Origin of the sequence: Psychrobacillus insolitus, assembly GCF_003254155.1 — a bacterium.
Lineage (GTDB): Bacteria > Bacillota > Bacilli > Bacillales_A > Planococcaceae > Psychrobacillus > Psychrobacillus insolitus.
Window position 1 is genome coordinate 1077122 of record NZ_QKZI01000001.1, and the last position, 21210, is coordinate 1098331.

The window sequence follows — 21210 nt, forward strand, 5'->3', positions numbered from 1 at the left end:
TTAATCGGATAGCCTTCTGATTTATTTTCAGCTACACCTGTTGTGTATGGCATCATTTTTCACACCGAATGAAGAACAAATTAAACAAATAAAGATATGTTAAATTGGTTATCAGAGTGGCTATACAGGCCACTTTGATAACCCTTTTTGTTGCCACTTTTATTGTTAATTAAGTACAGATAACACAAAGTCTTAGGAATGAATAGCATAATAAGGAAATGATTAAATATCGATGGAGGTATGAGGATGATAAATTTTCAATCTTTTCATGGCACAGTCACCATGATTAGTGATTTTATGATAGGTGTAAATGGTGAAGGAGAAGGTTGTTATACATTAATATCAGTAGATAATGGAAATGGATCTTCAGTAAATTTCGTGGTGTCACCCACTACTTACTTTGTAGACCATGTAATGGTAACAGTCGGCGATAGAGTAACTGGATATTATGATGGAAACGCCCCTACTCCTTTTATTTTCCCACCACAATATCGGGCAATAGTTATGGTAAAAGATAACCAAAATCAAAATGTAAAAGTAGACTACTTTAATGAACAATTAGTGAGTAGTGATGGGCAATTAAGATTAAATATTTCACCATTTACTCAAATATTATTAACAAATGGGCAATCATTTACAAGAAACCCTGCAAACCGAAACCTAATTGTAATCTATGGTCCTACTACAAGAAGTATTCCCGCCCAAACTACCCCTTATAAAGTTATAGTTTGGTGTTAGAAATTATAGGTTTGTATTCATCTCAAACTTTCGCATGAAATGGTTAATTCATTTTGTGCTTTTTTTTGCACAGACACGAAGTAAAATAGTTCTTTCATTTAAGGATAATATGTACCAATCTGCAGAAACTAATTTTACCACTGTTTCTCAAATCGACTTCAAATTAACTTTTTTTCGACAAAATTCGCAAAAAAAGCAAAAACATTTGACCTTTCTAGAATAAACGTATAAAATTTTAGCAGGTTTTCAGGAAAAATGAGGGTTAAAAATGAAAAATGTGTTATTCAGGAGAAAAAATGTCGGAACATTACTTAAAAAAAGTGGAGATGTCCAGCTAAAGCAAACGCTAGGCGCATTTGATTTAGTGTTGCTTGGAGTTGGTGCCATTGTCGGAACAGGTATATTCATCCTTCCTGGAACAGTAGCGGCGAGTAGTTCTGGTCCAGCTATTGTTTTTTCGTTTATAATAGCTGCTATTGTCTGTGCATTGGCAGGTTTGTGTTATTCAGAATTTTCTTCATCTATACCAGTAACAGGTAGTGCTTATACGTATGGATATATTGTATTTGGAGAATTAGTTGGGTGGTTAGTTGGGTGGGCTTTGTTACTAGAATATGGTTTGGCAGCTGCTTCTGTCGCAACTGGTTGGTCCTCTTATTTGTCGGCTTTCTTAGAAGGATTTAATATCACCATTCCAAAGGCAATCTCGGGGCCTTTTAATCCAGCAGATGGAACTTATGTGAATGTACCTGCTATTGCTATTGTACTTGCCATTGCATTATTGTTAACTCGCGGGATACAAGAATCTGCAAAGCTTAATAAGATTATGGTATTTATTAAAGTAGGTGTTATTCTATTATTTATTGGAGTAGGTATTTTTTATGTGGAGCCTGCTAATTGGCAGCCATTCATGCCGTTCGGTATAAATGGAGTTATGAGCGGAGCAGCCATTGTTTTCTTTGCTTATCTTGGGTTTGATGCTGTTTCAGCAGCGGCTGAAGAGGTTAAAAATCCACAACGCAATTTACCAATTGGAATTATTGGTTCATTATTAATTTGTACATTACTTTACATAGCGGTTTCGCTTGTTTTAACTGGAATGGTTTCATATACACGTCTAAACGTAAGTGACCCAGTCAGCTTTGCTATGCAGCTCGTTCACCTAGATTGGGTGGCAGGCGTAATTTCTCTTGGTGCTGTTGTCGGGATGGTAACGGTTATACTTGTGATGTTATATGGAGGAACAAGACTTCTTTACGCGTTTGGCCGTGATGGATTACTTCCGCAAAGTATGTCTGAGCTTAACAAAAAATATAATACACCCGTTAAAAATACGTGGACATTTGCCGTACTTGTAGCTATTTGTGCTGGCATCGTTCCATTATCTAAACTGGCAGAATTAGTAAGCATGGGAACATTAATTGCATTTACAATCGTTTCCATTGGAGTTATTTACTTAAGGAAAGATAAGAGTATACCAACTGGTGGGTTTAAAGTACCGTTTTTCCCAGTTTTACCGATTTGTTCGTTTGTATTATGTTTATTTTTAATTACCCAACTCTCCGTTCATACATGGATCGCAAGCGGGATTTGGTTTGCAATTGGATTGTTTGTCTATTTTATTTATGGTAGAAAGCATAGCCTAATGAATAAAGAATAAGAAATCAAGAAGAGAGCGTACATTGTATTTCAAAGACAATGTACGCTCTCTTCTCTATTTTTCGATAAAAATGGACTCCCTGCACAATCGAACAGATGCTAATGAAATAAGTATTATGACCTGAAAAGAGGCAATTCTTCTGACAGAATTGCCCCCTTAGTGTTAAAGCTCAGAACTACTTTTATCGTAAATTTGGATTGCCATTTTCATATGGTTTCAATATGCCATACAGCGTTTCTATCACAGGAATAGTCATTGCTAATTCACTTTGGACAAAACTTATGGTAATTGAATAAACTAGAAAGAAATCCTGTTACGATTGCTTGTCCGTCGCGTTCTTAGAAATCAACCCAAGTACTGTAATTAGATTGACACCTCTCATTTCTACACGTTTAATATTTCGATTTAATTTATTAATCATGCTTTATAAAATATAGCAAAATGACTATACGACTTATCCAATATTAAGTGCCGAAAGAGACTTTTCTACTGTTTTTGTACTTATTTTCGGATAAGTCGTATGTGAGTTTTGGGCATATTTGAGGTTTGAGATATTTTTATTAATAGGTTCATTTGAGGAGCACTATCTTGTTTTTTTATCCCTCGCGCACCTAACTAAATCAAAGAAAAAAGGGTCAATTCTTATAACAGAATTGACCCCTTAGTGTTAAAGTTCAGAACTACTTTTATCGTAAATTCGGATTGCCATTTTCATATGGTTTCAATATGCCATATAGCGTTTCTATCACAGGAACAGTCACATGATTTTTGACAGCTAAACGCAGTGCTCCTCCATGTAAATGTTCGACTTCTAAAGGAAGCCCTTTTCTCATGTCTTGATGCATGGAAGATGTTGCGTCTTTTTTAAAACCTTTTAAATTGTTTGCCATCATTTCTACTTCCTGCTCCGCTAAACTAATTCCCTCTTGCTTAGCTAACATGCTCATTTCATAGATTACCTTTTTTGCAACAGTAAAGGTCGCCTCTGTACTTGCTATAAATCCTGCCGGCAACTGCATCGCTGAAGTTATACCGGATAACGCCGTAATAAAAATGTACTTTTTCCACATATGTTTTAGAATATTTTCTTCTCTTAACAAATTGGCCTTAACATGATGATGGATTTCTTCTAATTGCTCACATATTTCTGTTTGTTCGTTATGAAGAACTCCAAATTTTATAGCACTACCTCCACTTGTATGCTCGACATGACCTTGTGCATTTAGTGTTGCAATGATAGAAGCAAATCCCCCTATCACTTTTTCTTTTCCAACCGCTTCCTGTAGTCTCTCCAAATGCTCCATACCATTTAACAGAGGTAGCACACACGCCCCCGTTTGTTGAACGATTGCTTGAACTTGTGGTATGACTTGGTCAAGATGATATCCTTTTACAGCTAGTATTACTAAGTCTATATTTTTGACTTGTTCAGGGGATGTATAAACAGTTACATCTTTGCTTTCAAAGTTTCCTTCGGGACTATTTATTTTCAAGCCTTCTTTAATTAATTGAGCAGCCCGTTTTTCTCTCACAAAAAATGAAACGTTTTGACCTGATTCTAACAGTCTACCACCAAAGTAAGCACCTAAAGCTCCTGCACCTTGTACCAAAATATTCATAAATGGACAACCTCCATATCTCTTTAATACTAGTATTATCATAATTTAGATATAATGTCTATTAGTAAAAGAACTTCTTTATTTATGATGTGGTTCTCCGTAACATAGCTAAATGCGGTTTTTATACTGTACTTAAAAAGGGCCAGTGAGGTTTCAATTTCCGTAGCTACAAGTTCAATAAAATGTTGATAGTCTACTGTCGTATATGTCTTTCCTAATGTATCGTACCACGCTAATCGGGTTCCTACTGTAATAATAATTAGTGAATAACTTGGTTTCATTAACTCAAAAGCAGCACTCCAAAAAAGTTGAAATGCCACTTCAATGATTTGCAAAATGTATTTTTCCGCAACTTAAATGTCTAATTTTATCTTTAACTTACAAAAAATCTGTTTATTTCACCTAACTTTTGTTAATACTTTGAGTGTGAGAAAATTTGCAAACTTATTGGAGGCCATAAGATGAAAGCTTTAGTATATGCAAGTCCAGGAAAAAAAGAAGTACGTGAGGTTGAAAAGCCGCGTATTATTAATGATAGTGATGCAATCATCAAGTTAACGAAAACAACTATTTGTGGTACCGATTTACACATTCTTGGAGGCGATGTACCTGCTTGTAAAGAGGGAACAATTTTAGGCCACGAAGGCATCGGTATCGTTGAAGAAGTTGGTTCAGGAGTGAAAAACTTTAAAGTTGGCGATAAGGTTATTATTTCATGTGTTACAGCCTGTGGCACTTGTGATTACTGTAAAACTGGGTTATACGCGCACTGTAAAGATGGGGGTTGGATTTTAGGGCACCTCATTAATGGTACACAAGCAGAATACGTACACATTCCACACGCTGATAACTCGCTATACCACATTCCAAAAGGGATGTCTGACGATGCAGCCGTTATGATTTCTGATATTTTACCTACCGGCTTTGAAATCGGTGTACTAAACGGTCAAGTTTCTCCTGGCGACACCATTGCCATTGTAGGTGCGGGTCCAATCGGGATGTCCGTATTATTAACGTCTCAATTTTATTCACCCTCTACAATTATTATGGTGGACTTAGATGAAAACCGACTAAAGGAATCAAAGCGTTTTGGTGCTACACACACCATCATCTCTAAAGATGGGGATGCAGCCATAAAGGAAATTTTAGAAATAACAGGCGGCCGGGGCGTCGACGTTGCAATCGAAGCAGTAGGATACCCTGCCACATTCGACATATGCCAAAAAATCTTAGCTCCTGGTGGCCATCTAGCAAACGTAGGAGTACATGGAAAACCTGTAGATTTACAATTACAGGACCTTTGGATTCGTAATGTTACGATTACGACTGGGCTTGTATCTACAAACACAATCCCTATGCTTTTAAAAACGTTAGTAAACGGAAAGATCCAAATTGAAGAGCTCGTTACGCACAACTTCACATTCGATAATATTATAGAAGCTTATGACACATTCAAAAGCGCTGCTAAAGAAAAAGCACTCAAGATCATTATTGATTTTAAATAAGCTATATAAACAAGAGCTCGGTTCCATACCGAGCTCTTGTTTTTTATGCCATACTGAAATTGCACTTACTTATGGTACGGTTCACCGTGATATATATGTAAGGATTTATAATTTTTTTATAAGCTTGCTTCTTTTAGTTTTACTTGTGCTTTTGCTTGTGCAACTTGACCATATTTTTCTTGTACAGCCCAAATACCAATTGCTTCCACAATATATGGAATTGCAAACGACAAGAGTAAGCCCTTTCTTTTCTCCAAATACTTTGGATTTCATATTTTTTTGTAATTGTGGTATTCATATATTGGATTAAAATTGAAAATGAATTCTTATTTTTGAACATTTTAATAATTTTTTTAAAAACATTAGGCAAGTTAAACGATACGTATAATCAGTAGATAATTGGGGATTATAAAGTTGAAATGTCCGAACAATTGTTTAGACGTTCACTTGTTCCATTGCGCCTAAGTAATAGTAAAATTTTTAGACGCTTTTATTAAAATTCATAAAGGAGGTTTCACAAAGTTGACTCAAAACCAACAAAATATCAGTTCTAAAAGTGCATTCACTCGTTTCATGTTGGGATCAATTATGACCGCATATGGTACTGTCAGGCTTATGCATGATGAGAAAAGCAGGAAAGGTCAAATGCTCGTCTTGTTAGGTTCCATGACAGCAGCTGAAGGCGCAACAAAGTTTTGTGCAACAAAAGCGATGGTTAGTAACACATTGCAAAATATGATGAACGAAAATGCTTCAAAAGGCGCATCAGCTAATGCTGATTCCACAATGAATAGCAAAACTCAATCCGGACAACACGCTTCGAGTGGTAGCACCGGACAAGCGGGCGGAAACATAAAGCAGATGGTCGGAAACATAGCACCACAAGTTGAAAAAATGATGAACAGCGTGGCAAATATGGCCGAATCACCTATTCCTTCCGGAGCTAATAATGTTGAAAAGCAGGCAGCTCCGAAGGATACACCAAATAGTCAGCCTCCTACAAAAGCAGCTGCTGCTAATTCCAACACCCCTAAAGCAGATGGTGCCGCTAATAAGTCTATACCTAATATGGATACATCAATCATAATCGCATCTGCAAAAACAACTGACAAAAACGCATCTGCACCAAACCCAGTACAATAACGAAAATGAAAACATGCTACCGTAAATTGCGGTAGCATGTTTTCGTTACTTAATTTTAATAATGCAAGTAGCTGCCTTCACAAAATGAGTATGAATATTTAATTTGAATTATCAAAGTCTTTTTCGAGTCGTTGTACAAAATCCTCCGCAGCACTATAACCTTGTTGCTTTAAATACCAATTATTTGCTGCAGCCTCAATTAAACCTGCTACATCACGGCCTGGCTGAAGTTGAATTTGAATATGTGGAATTTGAACCCCCATATAATCGGTAAACTTTGTTTCTAACTCTAATTCGTTATTAAGGTCATTTTGTTCCCACTTTGTCAGCTCAATATCAAGCGCAATTCGTGTTTCTTCTTGAAATGATGCTCTCCCGTAAAGTCGCACTACATTTAACAAACCGATACTTCGCAAGGCAAGAAATTCTTTGTTCTTTTCATTATGTGTTCCAAGTAATGTTTGAGGGCTTAGCTTTTTCAGCACAACAATATCATCCGCAATCAATCGATGTCCACGGCCAATTAATGTGTGAGCTGTTTCACTTTTCCCAACACCTGACTTGCCTCGTAAAAGTATCCCCATTCCTGCAACATTCACACAAACACCGTGAATGGCTATTTCTTGTGCCATTCCCTTCATTACATATGCATCTAACTTCGCACTTAAAACACTGGTTGAATCAGGAGTTTGTAAGACCGGAATTTTTTCAGCTACGCAATATTGTATTAATCCTAAAGGTTCCTCTTGATTGGATGTTATGATAATACACGGAGGATTATATTTAACAATATTCCCAATGCGCAGCCTACATTCTTCATCTTCTAATGTGTGTAAATAATTTATTTCATTCTTCCCTAAAATTTGTACATACCCGGTCGTAATAAAATCAAATTTGTCCATAAACTCAAGTCCTGGACGACGTACTTTATTATGTATTAATGGTCTATGCAATTGATCATGTCCAGCTAAAACCTTAAATGAGAACTTACGGACAATATCCTTAACAGTAATTATTTTCATCTTTTAATCTCTCGCCTTCTAGATGACATCTAACATACACTTTAAAATTTCATTTAATTTGTAACCACTCTTAGTATAAAATATACCATTTATATCTTATTTCAACAAAAGATTTTTAAATGATGACGCTGCACATTTTTGCCCAGGTAAAAACACCTCCGATTTAAGTACTTATTGCAAGTGTACTCAAACTGAAGGTGTTTTATATTGTCTCACTATTTTAGCGTAAGTCCAAAATCTATATTATAGATCCATCCATTTTTATATTACAAAGTATCATTAAAAAAGGAATTTTCGATACTGCGTTAAAAAGGAACCTTCACAGAAAGACCATAGTCCGATTCTGCATGTAAATCACTCTTTAAATTATAGAACTCTCTTAGTTTTGTTACAGCCTCTTCTGGAGGTTTCGCGTTGAAATATCCTTTTCTAGTCATTGTTACACCAGAATTTTTTTTCAAATCATAAAAAGTTTCACACATCTTAATACCTGCTGCAAATGAGTCGACGATTGGCACGTCTCCAATTCTACTAATACCATGGGTAGCTAAAAATACATTCATTGGTCCTTCACCCGGGACAATTACATCTGCACCTAGTTCGATTGCTTTTTCAGCTGCATTAGTAAAAGCTTGTATTACTGGACCAGGATTAGCAAAGCCTTCAAGAATATCATAAAAACCAACATTCGTTTGTACAATTGGACCCAGTTTGGACCCTAAACCATATCGCTCTATGTTAAATTTCAATTGATCCGTTAAAGGTTCTAAAAAATTTACAATACCAATAGTATCCCCCAACATCGAAGCTACATGAAATGAAGCCTGTCCATAGCCTATGACCGGAATATCTACAAGTGTACGTGCTTCCAATAATCCAACGTCAGGAATAGTCCCAATGAAAACACAGTCATATCCTGCTTTTTCCGCGATTAGAGCATTTTTAATAAATTGTTCCTTATGCAGACTTTGCAAATAATTATACGTAATAAAGTGCCCCGGATATTGAGCTGGATATGTTTCATTCGACATTCCATGCAACACAACCTCAACATCTGGACGAGCTACTTTTTGAATATGATTGACTACTGCATCGCGATATTGTGGAATGCTTTCAATAGATGTCAGACTTTGATGCCAAATCTTCATTTCAACTCACCCCTTTACAAATAAACTTTCAGTATTTATATTTTGTATAGCTGTACGCACAGCTATCCTTCCAAAAATAGCGGCTTTTCCTAGAGAGCTTCCTGTCATATAGCCAGCACCATGAAACCCTCCAACAAGTTCTCCTGCTGCATATAAGCCTTCAATAGGCTCATTATAAGGATTTAATACTCTAGCTTGTTCATCTACAGCAATACCTGCATAAGTTGCCAGCATTGCAACAGTTGTTCGCATTCCATAAAACGGTCCTTCACTTATCGTTGTCGGATTGCCAAAATTATGTGTTAAAGTGCTACGTCCAAACTGTTGATCTACACCTTTACTTACATCGCTATTATATGTTTGAATCGTTTCGAGTAGGGCTTTTTCTGGCACATCAATTTTTTGTGCTAACTCACTCAGTGAATTAGCCTGTTCAATTAATCCTAAATCTAGTAACTTGTCAAAGTCATATAATGCATCTCCTGGTACACTTTCTTTCATAATTGCTTGATCCCATATTTGATAGGTTATACCATCTGATTGTTCTAAAGCTTTTGTTCCAATTAATTTATAAGAAATTGATTCATTCACAAACCGTTTTGCTTCCGCGTTTATAATGATTGCACCTTTGTAAAAGACTAACCCTTGAGATTTACGAGGACCATCTGCTGATGGATGAAAACCATAAGTCCCTTTTAGAAAGGGAAAGTCCCGCATCCAGGCACCTTGTTCCCATGCCAGTTTGATGCCATCTCCAACGTTCCCTTTACCTCCAATTCGAAGCGCCCCCTTCAATTGAGGAGCAAATGCATTCAATAAGGTTTCACTTTTAGAAAACCCACCAGAAGCTATAATTACACCATCTTCAGCAATTGCATTGAATTCTTTTCCATCTTTCACATAGAAAACTTCCGTCACTTTACCTTCGTTATTTTTACGCAATCTTTTAACATCTGCATTTAATAGAAAAGTAACATTGGAATTTGAATTGGCAAGATCAAATAATGTTTGGATTGCCTGTTTAGGAGTAATTTGATGTCCTCTTGGCACACTATGTCCACTTACTGCTTGAACCGCATGAAATTGTACACCTTTTTCTATTAACCATTGATAAGTTTCTAGTTGATGCTGGCCATAAGCTTCTACAAGAGACCTTTCATTGGCACCATCTCCGACCGTAAGTAGGTCATTTACGAGCATTTCTGTTGAATCTTGAATTCCTTCTTGCATTTGTAAATCTGTATTTGCAAATGCCATATATCTTCCACTAAGTAAAGAACTGCCGCCTATTTCATTTTCTTTTTCTAAAATGAGTACGCGAACATTATTAGAAACCGCTTCAACAGCTGCACATAACCCTGCCATTCCTGCTCCTATAATAATAATATTATAGTTTTCCATAGGCATTACACTTCCTCAAATTGCTTAAGTAATTCAAGCGCAGCTTCACATACTTGCATATCATGTGTATAATGTCCCCCACTTACACCAATACCTCCGATTAATTCACCATTTATCAAGATGGGATAACCGCCTCCAAAGATGATTAAACGATCTGTATGCACAATACCATGTAATAATGGTGGATCATTTTTTAAACGATCATACCATTCATGCGTTGGACGATTATATGCTGCGGCTGAAAATGCTTTATTTTGTGCAATTTCTAAACTCAATACTGGAGCTCCATCCATAGCAGAAAATGCTTTTAAATTTCCGACTTTATCAACAATTGAAATACTAAATGGCATACCTAATTCTTTACCCTTTACTACAGCCGCCTCCAATAATTTGATAGAAAGCTCTAAACTAATATTTTTTGATTCTATTGATGTTACTATTTTATTCATTTTCTTTTCCTCCACTCATTTTTTTAGTTGAAACTGGTTGCCCTGCTCCAAATGCTTCAATTGATGACGCTGTTATGGCTTTCATTTTAGGTAAACAAAGATCAACAATAATGTTTGCTAAGTCAATCGGTTCTAGCCAGCCTTCTTTATTTAGATCTGGACCTAAATCATCTGTCATTTTTGTATTAACTGGTCCTGGACAAATAGCATTAACTCGAATACCATATGGCTTTAATTCTTCTCCAAGTGCTTTTGATAACCCAATAACGGCATGTTTTGAACTGATATATGCACTGCGGTTTGGTCCACCTTTTGTACCCCAGATCGATGAAATATTCAAAATGACACCTTCCGCACGTTCCATCATGTCAGGCACTACTTTTTTACTTAGTAAAAATGGACCCTTTACATTAACATCATGAACCCAATTCCACTCTTCTATAGAAGTATCAACAAAAGGTTTTAAACTCATTACACCTGCATTGTTTATCAAAATAGAAACGGGTCCAAGTGTGTTATTGACGCGATCAATAATAGTATCTACATCTTTTTCTTTTGATACATCACCTGTGACAACTACAGTATTTGTTCCATACGTTTTTTGAATATACGCAGAAACTTCTTCACATTCTTGCACGGAACGGGAACAAATTGCGACATCTGCACCAAGTGAAGCAAGCAAGATACATGTTTCTCGTCCAATCCCTCTTCCCCCACCAGTAACCAACGCTACCTGACCTTTTAGCTCTAGCACCATAGTTTCCCTCCTATTTTACATACGCTTCTTTTTTTACAGGAATAGAATTTGCAACATGTTCTCCGGATCTTTTGCCATATACAAGACCTCTAAGTACAGATGTACCACCTGGATACTTACCATAATACAAACCAGCAGTTTCACCTGCAGCATATAATCCTGGAATTGGCACATCATCATTGGATAAAACACGCCCATTAATATCAGTTGCTAACCCACCATTTGTAAATACATTGCAACAAATAATAGGGTACGCAACAAACGGACCTTGGTTTATTTGAATTGCCCAATTGGATTTTGGAGGTGTAATGTTGATCGCTTTTTTATTGTCCTTCTTATTCCATAAGAATTCACCAGGCTGAACAGCATGATTAAATTGCTCTACCGTTTCTAGTAATCTTTCTGGAGAAACATTAATTTTAAGTGCAAGCTCTTCAATAGTTTCTGCTTCAATTGCTTCTACTTCGGTTTGAAGTGCCTCCTCATAACCAGGAATATTATAGATTTGTTGGTCTGAAATCATATAAGCTAAATGATTTGGACAATCATAAAAAATCTTGCGAGCTACTTCCTCATACTGTTCATCAATCGTAGCAATTCCCTCATCAGTAAATCGGTTCCCTTCTTGATTCACTAAAATACCGTATGGATAGAGCATAACTCCAGCTTCCTCACGTTTGCTTCGAGGATCAACGGTTTCTGCATGGAAGGAATCAAATTGTCCTGCACTTTTTGCCCCAATTTTTAGCGCAAGTCGAATCATCTCTCCTTTATTAAATAATCCCCCTTCCGCAACTGTTGGAATTTTATGTGCATCTTTCCCGATATATTGAGCCATCATTTCTTGGCTTCCTTGAAAACCACCTGATGCTAAAATCACTGAACCTACTTTAAGAGTTACGGAAGAACCATCATTAATACGAACCTTTAAAGCTTCAACTGCACCATCATCGTCTAATATTAAATCCCAAGCAGTTGATTCGTACATAATTTCTACTCCAAGAGCTCTTGCTCGTAAGGATAAAGCATCAATAATTGCTCGCCCTCCACCTACAGGTAAAAGGCGTGGTTTTGCAGCTGTTAAAAACATTGTAGGTAAATAATCGAACTCTACACCTTTGGATTCTACCCACCGTAAAGTTGGGCCAGCATCTTTTGCAAGTGTTTCAATGTAGGCACGATCAGAATAATGATCAGAGAAATCCAGCATATCTTCTACAAGATTTTCAGCTGGAGTATCAATATTTTCCATACGCATGTAGGCAGCTGTCCAACGAGAATTCCCACCACGTTGATCAAATGGTGCGCGTTCTAAAATGGCAACTTTTAATTCTTTACCCTGTTCTTTCGCTTTTTCTACAGCTGCTAGTGCTGCGGATGTTCCAGCAACCCCACAACCAATCACGACCAAATCAAAATCTACTTCTCTCGCCATTTTTTACCCTCCCATATCCACTAAAATTTTCTGCAGCGTATTTTTTTTCCAAGTCGTTAATTTCTTTTAATTTAAATAATTCTTGTCTTTCTTCCCATGAGCAAATGTAGTCTTTTATATTTGCTTGTGATTCATCTTTTGATAAAATAGTTAAGCTATCTCGAATGCCCTTAATTGCCGAACGTAATATTGTATTTGCACATAACACAATTTGAAAGCCTAATTTCTCAGCTTCTTCTAATGAAACAAGAGGTGTTCTACCACCTTCTACTAGATTAATAATATGAGGTACATTTGGTATTTCTTTTGTGATTAGACTTAATTCATCAATTGTAGTCGGCGCTTCCACAAATAGAACATCTGCACCTGCTTCTTTGTAGGCATGTGCACGATCTATAGCCTCTTCCATTCCATACACTGCAAGTGCATCTGTCCGTGCAATAATAGCCAAATTTTGGTCAGTTCGAGCATCAAGTGCGGCTTTAATTTTCCCAACCATTTCCTCTTTAGTAATCACTTGTTTCCCACTAAAATGTCCACATTTTTTAGGTGATACTTGATCTTCTAATTGAATCGCAGAAGCACCAGCTCGCTCTAATTGTTTGATTGTTCTCATGACATTAATGGCATTTCCAAATCCGGTATCACCATCGACAACTATAGGAATTGTTGTTACATCTGACATTCGACTAACGATGTCGGCAATTTCGCTCACTGTTGTTAATCCAACATCCGCCCAACCAAGTTGAGCATTTGATATTCCTGCACCAGTTGCATAAATTGCAGGAAATTCAAACTCTTCTATTAATCTCGCTGTCATGGCATCATAAGCACCCGGTAATATAAAAGGTTTATCTTGCCTAATAAGTTCTTGAAACACATTTATCTTTGACAAATCTTCATCCCCTATCTAACTAGTAGCCATACAACTTTCTTCTTCCACTTTATAATGCCAACGAATTGTAAGTAACTTACAATTCTCTAACTTATTGCTTGTTATATGTAACTCCCTATTCTGTAATACTTTAATATTGCATGAATAAGAACCACATTTACTCTCAAGAGTGACAAAATATACACCCGGTTTTGGTACTGTGTATTGAGGCAATAGCCCCTCATACCTATGCCATTTAACCTCATATGGTTTTCCTAATAACTTTTGAACTTCCTGTAGTTTCCCAGCGTTTAACGAATTGCGAATAGCAGTCGAACTAATTTTTTGTCCGAAAAATTTAACACACTGAACTTCTTTTACTTCTATACAAAAATTAGAATCCTCTCTTAAACGACTCGTATTTCCAATACCTTTATAGCCATACGTATAATCAAAACCACATACAGCATGAACTACACCGAAGTTTACTAAGTAATCAGATACAAATTGCTGCGGAGATAAGCTAGCAAATAATAAATTAAATTCTACAATAAAGAAGAAATCGACACCCAAGCTTTCTAATACACGTTTTTTCTCATCCAATGGCATTAAATAATCGACTTGTTCTTTACCATTAGATAAAACACTTTTAGGATGAGGAAAAAAACTCATGACAGACATAGGTAATTGTTTTGCAATCGCTACTTCTTTTGCTGTTTTAATTACTTCGCGATGTCCTTTATGAAGTCCGTCAAAAAATCCTAATGCCATCACATGATTAGGAATATGTTCTTGCCAAAAATCTAAATTATTGAAATTGATTTCAATTGTATGCATTTGCCAACCACCTCCATTTAGGCTTCTATCGTAATTTTATTAGCCTCTTTATCTTGCACAGAATCTCCCCAATACGTATTACCAATAGCTCGTTCTTTCATCGTCCACTCAATCGGTTCCCAATCTGGTTCAAAAATAAGGTAACCTCCAGTAAACAGTTCTACTCGACATCCACTGCCAGGATCCATCACATACAAATACATCGCTTGCGTAATTCCATGTTTACCTGGCCCAATAAATTCAATTCCATTTTCTCTTAATATATCTGCAGCTCTTAAAATATCCTGTGAATCATCTGTCCAATAGGAAATATGATGTAATCTGGCTGGTGTTGGAAGATTAGGCTTTGATAAAACTGCTACATCATGCACTAGCGGTGTTACACTCATCCACCCAGCTAACACGGATCCATCATCATCTCGTAAAAACTCTCGCATTTTAAAACCAAGCACGTTTTCTAAAAAAGAGTAAGTCTGATCTACATCTGTTGAAGTATGGATATTCACATGATCAAACCTACGTGGAGATATTCCCTTAGCCCATGATTTATATGTTTGATTCTTTAATACTGATTTGCGATGCTCTTCAACTTCTGGGCGAGTTATATCAAAATACAACTCAAAAGTATGCTGACTTGGTAGTTTAAATCGTATCGCTTCTCCAATTCCTGGTGTATCCCAAGCTTCTATGAATTCAACATCAACACTAGCTTGTTCTAAGTTGTTTTTAAAAAGGAGTACATCTTCTTTTGATTTAGTACGCCAACCAATATGACGTACATATCCACGATCTCCTTGTTCCAAAGACAAAGTATGATGTTGGAAGTCTCCCCATGCCCGAAGATAGTACACTCCGTCGACTTCCTCTGTAACCTCTAATCCAATTACTTCTCTGAAAAAATACAATGATTTTTCCAAATCTGCTGTTACTAATGCTACATAGCCTAATTTGGCAATTTCAGGTTTCCCCATATCTCTTTCCTCCTTACTTAACTAAAATTTTAGTGGTTTGTTAAATTGTATGAAAATTCCAAAGATTATACTAGATTAAAAATAGTTCAAAAAACAAAAGAAAACCAATAATAATTATTGATTTTCTTTTGTACAAGACTATTCAAAAGAAATTTTTCAATAAATAGTAACGAAGAAAATAGGATAATAAGTTCTCTGAAGTAAAAATACCCTCCATTATAAATAAAATGGAGGGTATTAATTACACGTTTAAAGCTAAACGTTGTGCCACATCAAAAATTAAATCCTCTTGACCACCAATTGCTTTCATTTTCCCAAGTTCAACTAAAATATCTCGCTCATCTACATTAAATTTTTGAGCAGCAGACTGAGTATGAAGTAAGAAGCTAGAGTAAACACCTGAATATCCCAAAATTAAACTAGAACCTGTTATTTCCTGTGGTCTTTGCATAAATGGTGCAACTACATCATTTGCAACATCTAAAATATCATATAGGTTAATCCCTGTGTTATAACCTAGACGTTCGAATACACCTACCATTACCTCTGTCTGTGTATTACCACTACCTGCTCCTAAAGCTCTTAGACTACCATCAATATAAGATGCCCCAGCTTCCACTGCAGCTATTGTATTAGCCATTGCCATGGATAAATTATTATGGCCATGGAACCCTATTTCACACGAAACATTTTCTTTTAATGCTTTAATACGCTCAGTCACCTCATTAGGTAACATATAACCTGCTGAATCTGTTACATAGATAATTTCTGCTCCATAACTCTCGAATAGTTTAGCTTGTTCTACGATTTTAGCTGTAGATGCCATATGAGCCATCATCAAAAATCCAACTGTCTTTAGTCCAAGCTCTCTGCCTAAATTAATATGCTGAGCGGCAACATCAGCTTCGGTTACATGCGTTGCTACACGTACCATCTTGGCTCCTGCTTTAACTGCATCCTGTAAATCATCTTTTATTCCGATACCTGGAATAAGTAGGACCGATACTTTTGCTCGACTACATACTGAAGATGCAGCTTCTATTAACTTCAGTTCATTTACCTTAGAAAATCCATATTGTAAAGAAGATCCTCCTAAGCCATCACCATGTGATACTTCAAAATAAGAAACACCTGCTTTATCTAGACCTCTAGCCGTTTCTTCAACCTGTTTTTCGGTGAAAGAGTGCCTCATTGCATGACTACCATCGCGTAGTGTTACATCTAATATTTCAAACGATCGATTCACTGCCACTCCTCCTATACTTTTGAAGTTAATAAATGCTTTGCAAGTTCATTTGCTACTTTTGCAGCCGCAGCTGTCATAATATCTAAATTTCCAGAGTATGGAGGGAAGAAATCACCTGCTCCTTCAACTTCTACAAATACAGATATTTTTTTTCCATCTATTTGTGGTTCCCCTCTTAATCGATAGCCTGGTACATACTTTTGTACATCCTCAACCATTGATTTAATAGAAGAAATAATTGACTCTTCATGCCCCTCTTCAGTCACAAGAACATGAACCGTATCTCGCATTATAACAGGAGGCTCCGCGGGATTTAATATAATAATAGCTTTCCCTTTTTTGGCTCCTCCTACTTGCTCGATAGCCTTTGAAGTAGTACGTGTAAATTCATCAATATTAGCTCTCGTTCCAGGTCCAGCACTTTTACTTGCAACCGTTGCAATAATTTCTGCATATTCAACATCAATAATTCTATTGATAGCATGTACTAGTGGAATAGTTGCCTGTCCTCCGCAAGTTACCATATTTACGTTTGATGCCTCAAAATGCTCTGTTAAATTGACACTTGGTACAGCGAAAGGTCCAATTGCAGCTGGTGTTAAATCAATTACTTTCTTCCCAGCTGCTATTAGCTTCTCACTATGTAAACGGTGAGCATATGCTGTTGTCGCGTCAAATACAATATCCACAAGATCTATCTTCTCCATTAGACCGTTTATCCCAGTATCAATTGTTTCATATCCTCTACTTTTAGCACGTTCTAATCCTTCTGATTTTGAATCAATGCCAACCATGACTTTCATCTCAAGAAAATCACATCTCTCAATTTTATACATCAAATCTGTTCCAATATTACCAGAACCAATTATACCAACTTTTAATCTATTCAAGATATTACACCGCCCTCAGTAAAAGATATACTTACCTCGCCAAGTGTTTCAAACTTAGCTGTGAACGTATCACCTGGTTCGAAAATGATCGCTTTTGTTAAGGCGCCTGCTAGAATAATCTCTCCTTTTTGAAGAGAAATATTGTATTCCGATAATGTGTTAGCTAGCCATGCGACTGCATGCACAGGATTCCCCATAACAGCATCGCCCGTTGCTTCATCTATAAGTTGATCATTTTTATATACGCTCAACTTTTCAGTTACTAAATCAACATTGCCAATTTTAGTTTGACGTTGACCAATAACAGCACCTGCAGATGAACCATTATCTGCAACTGTATCCTCAAATTTAAACTTCCAATCTTCTATTCGACTATCAATAATTTCAATTGCTGGGACAACATACGCTGTCGCAGCAATCACATCTTTAGCAGTAATATTAGGGCCGATTAAATCTTCTTTTAAAACAAACGCAATTTCAAATTCTACTTTTGGTTGGATAAAACGTTCTACATGAATCGGACTACCTTCATCAAAAATCATATTGTCTAAAATATGTCCATAATCAGGTGTAGAAACATTGAACATGTCTTGCATGACTTTACTTGTTAAACCAATTTTTTTCCCTTTAACAAGAGCACCCTGTTCTACTTTTTTCTCAATTTGGTAAATTTGAATTTGGTAGGCATCTTTAATAGAAATTTCTTCTATTAAAGATGTAAAAGGAGCAATTGGTTTCTTTTCTTTTTCTGCTTGTAATAATGCTTCAGCAGCAGCGACAATATTCATATCTCTTCCACTCCTTATGATTGGATGACTTCTAATTCTTTTAGTTGGTGATATCGGCCACCAAAGAACAATAATGGATTCCCTTCTTCTAATTTAATATCTAGCACTTTTCCAATAAATAAAGTATGATCGCCCTCAACATATTCGGAAACCACTTCGCAACTTACTTGGGCTAAGGCACCAGGTAGAACTGGTAATCCAGCTAAAGTTTCAAATTTAATATCAATCTCATCCTTTATTTGCCCTGCAAAAGTCATCGAATATTCTTTTTGGTTATCAGCTAATATATTGACTGCAAATTTTCTAGAAGTTTTTATTTTTTCTAAAAACCGAGCTTTATGTCCGATTGAAACTACTACTAATTTAGGATCAAGTGACACAGACATAAAAGCATTGGCTGTCATACCATGAGGTGCATTTTCAAATTCAGTTGTAATCACAGTAACACCAGTTGAAAATTTCCCCATTGCGTCTCTAAATAAACGATCTTCCATTCAAATAACCTCCTATATTCTTTTATTCTTTTTATCCTTTGATTGTTGGATTATTTTCTGTTTTTGAATCCATTTGATCTCCCCAATACGTAAAACCAATATCCATTTCATCTAATGTCCAAACGATTGGCTCCCAATCCGGTTCGAAGATTAAATATCCATTAGTGAAAATCTCTACACGTACTCCACTACCTGGATCAATAGCATAAATATACATTGCTTGCGAAATACCATGTTTTCCCGGGCCTTTAAATTCAATTCCATGTTCAGTAAGAATATCTGCTGCACGAAGTAAATCTTGTGAATTATCCAACCAATAGGAAATATGATGAATTTGATTTGTTGTTGGTGATTGTGGATCATGACTAATAGCAATATCATGCACTAACGGTGTTACACTTAACCATGCTCCAACTAAGCTATTATCAGGCGCTTGAACACATTCACGCATTTTAAATCCTAATTTTTCCTCCAAAAAGTCGGAAACTTCATTCGCAAGCATAGATGTCAATAAATTCACGTGATCAATTCGTCTAGGAGAAATTCCTTTTGCCCAAGATTTATACGTTTGATTTTTTAATACTGATCTTCTTTCTGGTGCAGCTAATGGCTTTTCTACATCGTAATAAAGTTCGAAGCTATGTTCACTTGGAAGTTTGAAACGAATTGCACGTCCTTGCCCTGCTTCTACCCCTGCATCTACCCACGTTACTTCTGTTCCTGATTCCTCTAGTATCTTAGCGAATGCATCCACATCTTCTGGCCGCTTCGTTCTCCATGCAATATGATCAATTCTTGACTCATCGCCTTGTTGTAGAGATAACGTATGATGTTCAAAATCTCCCCAAGCACGTAAGTAAACAACACCATCTACTGTTTCTGTTTCTTCTAGTCCTAATATTTCAGAGAAAAACCATTTTGATTTCTCTAAGTCAGTTGTGATTAATGCAAAATGACCTAATTTAGCTATTTCTGGATTACTCATATTTTATTCCTCCATTTAATTAGATATATTTAAGCTTCTTATACAAAATAAGTGTTGGGCTCAAGACCACACATCACACGACCATACGTTTCTATTAAACTTGAAGGTGTAATAAAACCATGTAAATGCATCGTTAGAAAATCTCTATAAACTAGCTGAAACTGATTAGTATTATAGGCAAATACAGATCCAGCTCCTGCAGTCATTAAATCAATTGCTTCTTTACATAATTGATTGACATATCCAAAATCTGCTTTCATTTTAATTGAATCTTCAAGTGTCAATTCTTTTCCTTGTTTTGAATAGTCATCTAACTTATCCACCGCACGATATAAATGTAACTCCGCCGAATCAATTTTCAATTGAGCTTGTGCTACTTGCATATGAGTTAAAGGTGCTTCACTCATTTTTTGATAAAATGTGTTACCAATCCCAGATTTTTGTACCCGATCCATGTGTAAATCCATAGCAGCTTGCGCTATACCTAACACAGAACATATGATCGATAAAGTTAATGATGGTACAAAAGGTGTTTGGTAAAGTGGGACATTTCGTAATTCATCAATCATATAATGACGTTGGTTTGCCAATCGATCTAACGATACTCTATGCTCTGGAACAAATACATTCTTTGCTAAGACACTATTACTACCGGAACCCTTTAAGCCCATAACATTCCAATCATCTAGTACTACTAATTCATCTCGTGGTACCATCATAATAGCCATTTCGATTCCACCGTTTCCATCATCCAAAGGAAATCCAAAATAACACCAAGTAGCAAGTGTACTTCCTGAAACAAATGGCCATTGTGCTTCATTTATTTGGTAGCCACCATCTACTTTTTCAATATCACACTTAATAGGTTTAAAGTTTCCAGCTAAAATAACTTCTTCACTATTATCAAAAATTTCATCTAATGCTTTTCTTCCAAAGGCATAAGAAATCATATAATCACGAATATTACTTAACGATACAAACCATCCAGCTGAACCGTTACCTCTAGCAATTTCAGTTACTACTTCTGTGTAAGTACGCATGTCTGTTTCAAAGCCACCAAACATTTTTGGACGTAAAACTTTTAGTAGACCATTTTCCTTTAAAGCATCTACTACTTTTTTTGATAATTCACTATTTTCGTCAATTTTAGAGCTTTCTTCTCGAAGCATTGGAATCAAATCCGACGCTTTATCCACCAACATTTTACGTACGTCCATTACTGCTTGACTCATACAAATTCCTCCTTTT

Annotated in this window: 21 protein-coding genes; 4 read left to right on the forward strand and 17 right to left on the reverse strand. The window is 36.3% G+C overall.

Features of this window, described 5'->3' with window-relative positions; all coding sequences use genetic code 11:
- Positions 1-246: 246 nt before the first annotated feature.
- Positions 247-738, forward strand: coding sequence for a hypothetical protein (locus tag C7437_RS05390; RefSeq protein WP_111438593.1), 492 nt, complete (start codon positions 247-249; stop codon positions 736-738).
- Positions 739-1006: 268 nt separating this feature from the next.
- On the forward strand, positions 1007-2398 hold the full coding sequence (gene bcaP / locus C7437_RS05395; RefSeq protein ID WP_111438594.1) for a branched-chain amino acid transporter BcaP: 1392 nt from the start codon (positions 1007-1009) through the stop codon (positions 2396-2398).
- Between the two features lie 686 nt (positions 2399-3084).
- Here bcaP and C7437_RS05400 read toward each other — a convergent pair.
- Both C7437_RS05400 and C7437_RS17050 read right to left on the reverse strand, forming a co-directional pair.
- Positions 3085-4017: a ketopantoate reductase family protein gene (locus C7437_RS05400; RefSeq protein ID WP_170122322.1), complete on the reverse strand. Its 933-nt coding sequence runs from the start codon at positions 4015-4017 to the stop codon at positions 3085-3087.
- Between the two features lie 38 nt (positions 4018-4055).
- Positions 4056-4352: a hypothetical protein gene (locus C7437_RS17050; RefSeq protein ID WP_211309973.1), complete on the reverse strand. Its 297-nt coding sequence runs from the start codon at positions 4350-4352 to the stop codon at positions 4056-4058.
- A 126-nt stretch (positions 4353-4478) separates the two neighbouring features.
- Between C7437_RS17050 and C7437_RS05410 the strand changes: the two genes are divergently transcribed.
- Positions 4479-5522, forward strand: coding sequence for a zinc-dependent alcohol dehydrogenase family protein (locus tag C7437_RS05410; RefSeq protein WP_111438596.1), 1044 nt, complete (start codon positions 4479-4481; stop codon positions 5520-5522).
- A 522-nt stretch (positions 5523-6044) separates the two neighbouring features.
- Positions 6045-6665 (forward strand): hypothetical protein, encoded by a 621-nt coding sequence (locus C7437_RS05415; RefSeq protein ID WP_111438597.1) that lies wholly within the window; start codon positions 6045-6047, stop codon positions 6663-6665.
- A gap of 98 nt (positions 6666-6763) precedes the next feature.
- On the opposite strand, the gene hprK is transcribed toward C7437_RS05415, so the two are convergent.
- The 15 genes from hprK to C7437_RS05490 all read right to left on the reverse strand — a co-directional run bounded on the left by hprK (position 6764) and on the right by C7437_RS05490 (position 21194).
- Complete coding sequence (gene hprK, locus C7437_RS05420; protein WP_111438598.1) at positions 6764-7687, reverse strand: HPr(Ser) kinase/phosphatase; 924 nt, start codon at positions 7685-7687, stop codon at positions 6764-6766.
- Positions 7688-7992: 305 nt separating this feature from the next.
- Entirely contained in the window at positions 7993-8835 is an 843-nt protein-coding gene (locus C7437_RS05425) for an aspartate/glutamate racemase family protein (protein WP_111438599.1), read from the reverse strand.
- A 6-nt stretch (positions 8836-8841) separates the two neighbouring features.
- On the reverse strand, positions 8842-10236 hold the full coding sequence (locus tag C7437_RS05430) for an FAD-dependent oxidoreductase (protein WP_111439004.1): 1395 nt from the start codon (positions 10234-10236) through the stop codon (positions 8842-8844).
- A gap of 5 nt (positions 10237-10241) precedes the next feature.
- The gene (locus tag C7437_RS05435) at positions 10242-10685 is read right to left on the reverse strand and encodes a GlcG/HbpS family heme-binding protein (protein ID WP_111438600.1); all 444 of its coding nucleotides are present in this window, start codon (positions 10683-10685) and stop codon (positions 10242-10244) included.
- Complete coding sequence (locus tag C7437_RS05440) at positions 10678-11442, reverse strand: SDR family NAD(P)-dependent oxidoreductase (RefSeq protein ID WP_111438601.1); 765 nt, start codon at positions 11440-11442, stop codon at positions 10678-10680. The genes C7437_RS05435 and C7437_RS05440 overlap by 8 nt, the downstream gene beginning before the upstream one ends.
- Before the next feature lie 10 nt (positions 11443-11452).
- Complete coding sequence (locus C7437_RS05445) at positions 11453-12877, reverse strand: FAD-dependent oxidoreductase (protein WP_111438602.1); 1425 nt, start codon at positions 12875-12877, stop codon at positions 11453-11455.
- On the reverse strand, positions 12855-13772 hold the full coding sequence (locus C7437_RS05450; protein ID WP_111438603.1) for an isocitrate lyase/PEP mutase family protein: 918 nt from the start codon (positions 13770-13772) through the stop codon (positions 12855-12857). Before C7437_RS05450 ends, C7437_RS05445 begins: the two co-directional genes overlap by 23 nt.
- Before the next feature lie 15 nt (positions 13773-13787).
- Positions 13788-14588: an FAD synthetase family protein gene (locus C7437_RS05455; protein WP_111438604.1), complete on the reverse strand. Its 801-nt coding sequence runs from the start codon at positions 14586-14588 to the stop codon at positions 13788-13790.
- A gap of 17 nt (positions 14589-14605) precedes the next feature.
- Positions 14606-15559 (reverse strand): VOC family protein, encoded by a 954-nt coding sequence (locus C7437_RS05460; protein WP_111438605.1) that lies wholly within the window; start codon positions 15557-15559, stop codon positions 14606-14608.
- 241 nt (positions 15560-15800) lie between these two features.
- The gene (gene dmpG / locus C7437_RS05465) at positions 15801-16811 is read right to left on the reverse strand and encodes a 4-hydroxy-2-oxovalerate aldolase (RefSeq protein ID WP_111438606.1); all 1011 of its coding nucleotides are present in this window, start codon (positions 16809-16811) and stop codon (positions 15801-15803) included.
- Positions 16812-16816: 5 nt separating this feature from the next.
- Complete coding sequence (locus tag C7437_RS05470) at positions 16817-17695, reverse strand: acetaldehyde dehydrogenase (acetylating) (protein WP_111438607.1); 879 nt, start codon at positions 17693-17695, stop codon at positions 16817-16819.
- Positions 17692-18483 (reverse strand): 2-keto-4-pentenoate hydratase, encoded by a 792-nt coding sequence (locus C7437_RS05475; RefSeq protein ID WP_111438608.1) that lies wholly within the window; start codon positions 18481-18483, stop codon positions 17692-17694. Before C7437_RS05475 ends, C7437_RS05470 begins: the two co-directional genes overlap by 4 nt.
- A gap of 14 nt (positions 18484-18497) precedes the next feature.
- Positions 18498-18977, reverse strand: a complete 480-nt coding sequence (locus C7437_RS05480) for a flavin reductase family protein (protein ID WP_111438609.1) — start codon at positions 18975-18977, stop codon at positions 18498-18500.
- Between the two features lie 31 nt (positions 18978-19008).
- Positions 19009-19962, reverse strand: a complete 954-nt coding sequence (locus C7437_RS05485; RefSeq protein WP_111438610.1) for a VOC family protein — start codon at positions 19960-19962, stop codon at positions 19009-19011.
- A 38-nt stretch (positions 19963-20000) separates the two neighbouring features.
- Positions 20001-21194 (reverse strand): acyl-CoA dehydrogenase family protein, encoded by a 1194-nt coding sequence (locus C7437_RS05490; protein ID WP_111438611.1) that lies wholly within the window; start codon positions 21192-21194, stop codon positions 20001-20003.
- Between the last annotated feature and the right edge of the window lie 16 nt (positions 21195-21210).

Bases quoted from the DNA above. Each gene is read 5' to 3' on its own strand.
- C7437_RS05455 (WP_111438604.1), bottom strand. From the start codon at position 14,588: ATGCATACAATTGAAATCAATTTCAATAATTTAGATTTTTGGCAAGAA.
- C7437_RS05460 (WP_111438605.1), bottom strand. From the start codon at position 15,559: ATGGGGAAACCTGAAATTGCCAAATTAGGCTATGTAGCATTAGTAACA.
- C7437_RS05440 (WP_111438601.1), bottom strand. From the start codon at position 11,442: ATGGTGCTAGAGCTAAAAGGTCAGGTAGCGTTGGTTACTGGTGGGGGA.
- C7437_RS05425 (WP_111438599.1), bottom strand. From the start codon at position 8,835: ATGAAGATTTGGCATCAAAGTCTGACATCTATTGAAAGCATTCCACAA.
- C7437_RS05445 (WP_111438602.1), bottom strand. From the start codon at position 12,877: ATGGCGAGAGAAGTAGATTTTGATTTGGTCGTGATTGGTTGTGGGGTT.
- C7437_RS05430 (WP_111439004.1), bottom strand. From the start codon at position 10,236: ATGGAAAACTATAATATTATTATTATAGGAGCAGGAATGGCAGGGTTA.
- C7437_RS05490 (WP_111438611.1), bottom strand. From the start codon at position 21,194: ATGAGTCAAGCAGTAATGGACGTACGTAAAATGTTGGTGGATAAAGCG.
- hprK (WP_111438598.1), bottom strand. From the start codon at position 7,687: ATGAAAATAATTACTGTTAAGGATATTGTCCGTAAGTTCTCATTTAAG.
- C7437_RS05390 (WP_111438593.1), top strand. From the start codon at position 247: ATGATAAATTTTCAATCTTTTCATGGCACAGTCACCATGATTAGTGAT.
- C7437_RS05485 (WP_111438610.1), bottom strand. From the start codon at position 19,962: ATGAGTAATCCAGAAATAGCTAAATTAGGTCATTTTGCATTAATCACA.
- C7437_RS05475 (WP_111438608.1), bottom strand. From the start codon at position 18,483: ATGAATATTGTCGCTGCTGCTGAAGCATTATTACAAGCAGAAAAAGAA.
- C7437_RS05400 (WP_170122322.1), bottom strand. From the start codon at position 4,017: ATGAATATTTTGGTACAAGGTGCAGGAGCTTTAGGTGCTTACTTTGGT.
- C7437_RS05410 (WP_111438596.1), top strand. From the start codon at position 4,479: ATGAAAGCTTTAGTATATGCAAGTCCAGGAAAAAAAGAAGTACGTGAG.
- bcaP (WP_111438594.1), top strand. From the start codon at position 1,007: ATGAAAAATGTGTTATTCAGGAGAAAAAATGTCGGAACATTACTTAAA.
- C7437_RS05435 (WP_111438600.1), bottom strand. From the start codon at position 10,685: ATGAATAAAATAGTAACATCAATAGAATCAAAAAATATTAGTTTAGAG.
- C7437_RS05480 (WP_111438609.1), bottom strand. From the start codon at position 18,977: ATGGAAGATCGTTTATTTAGAGACGCAATGGGGAAATTTTCAACTGGT.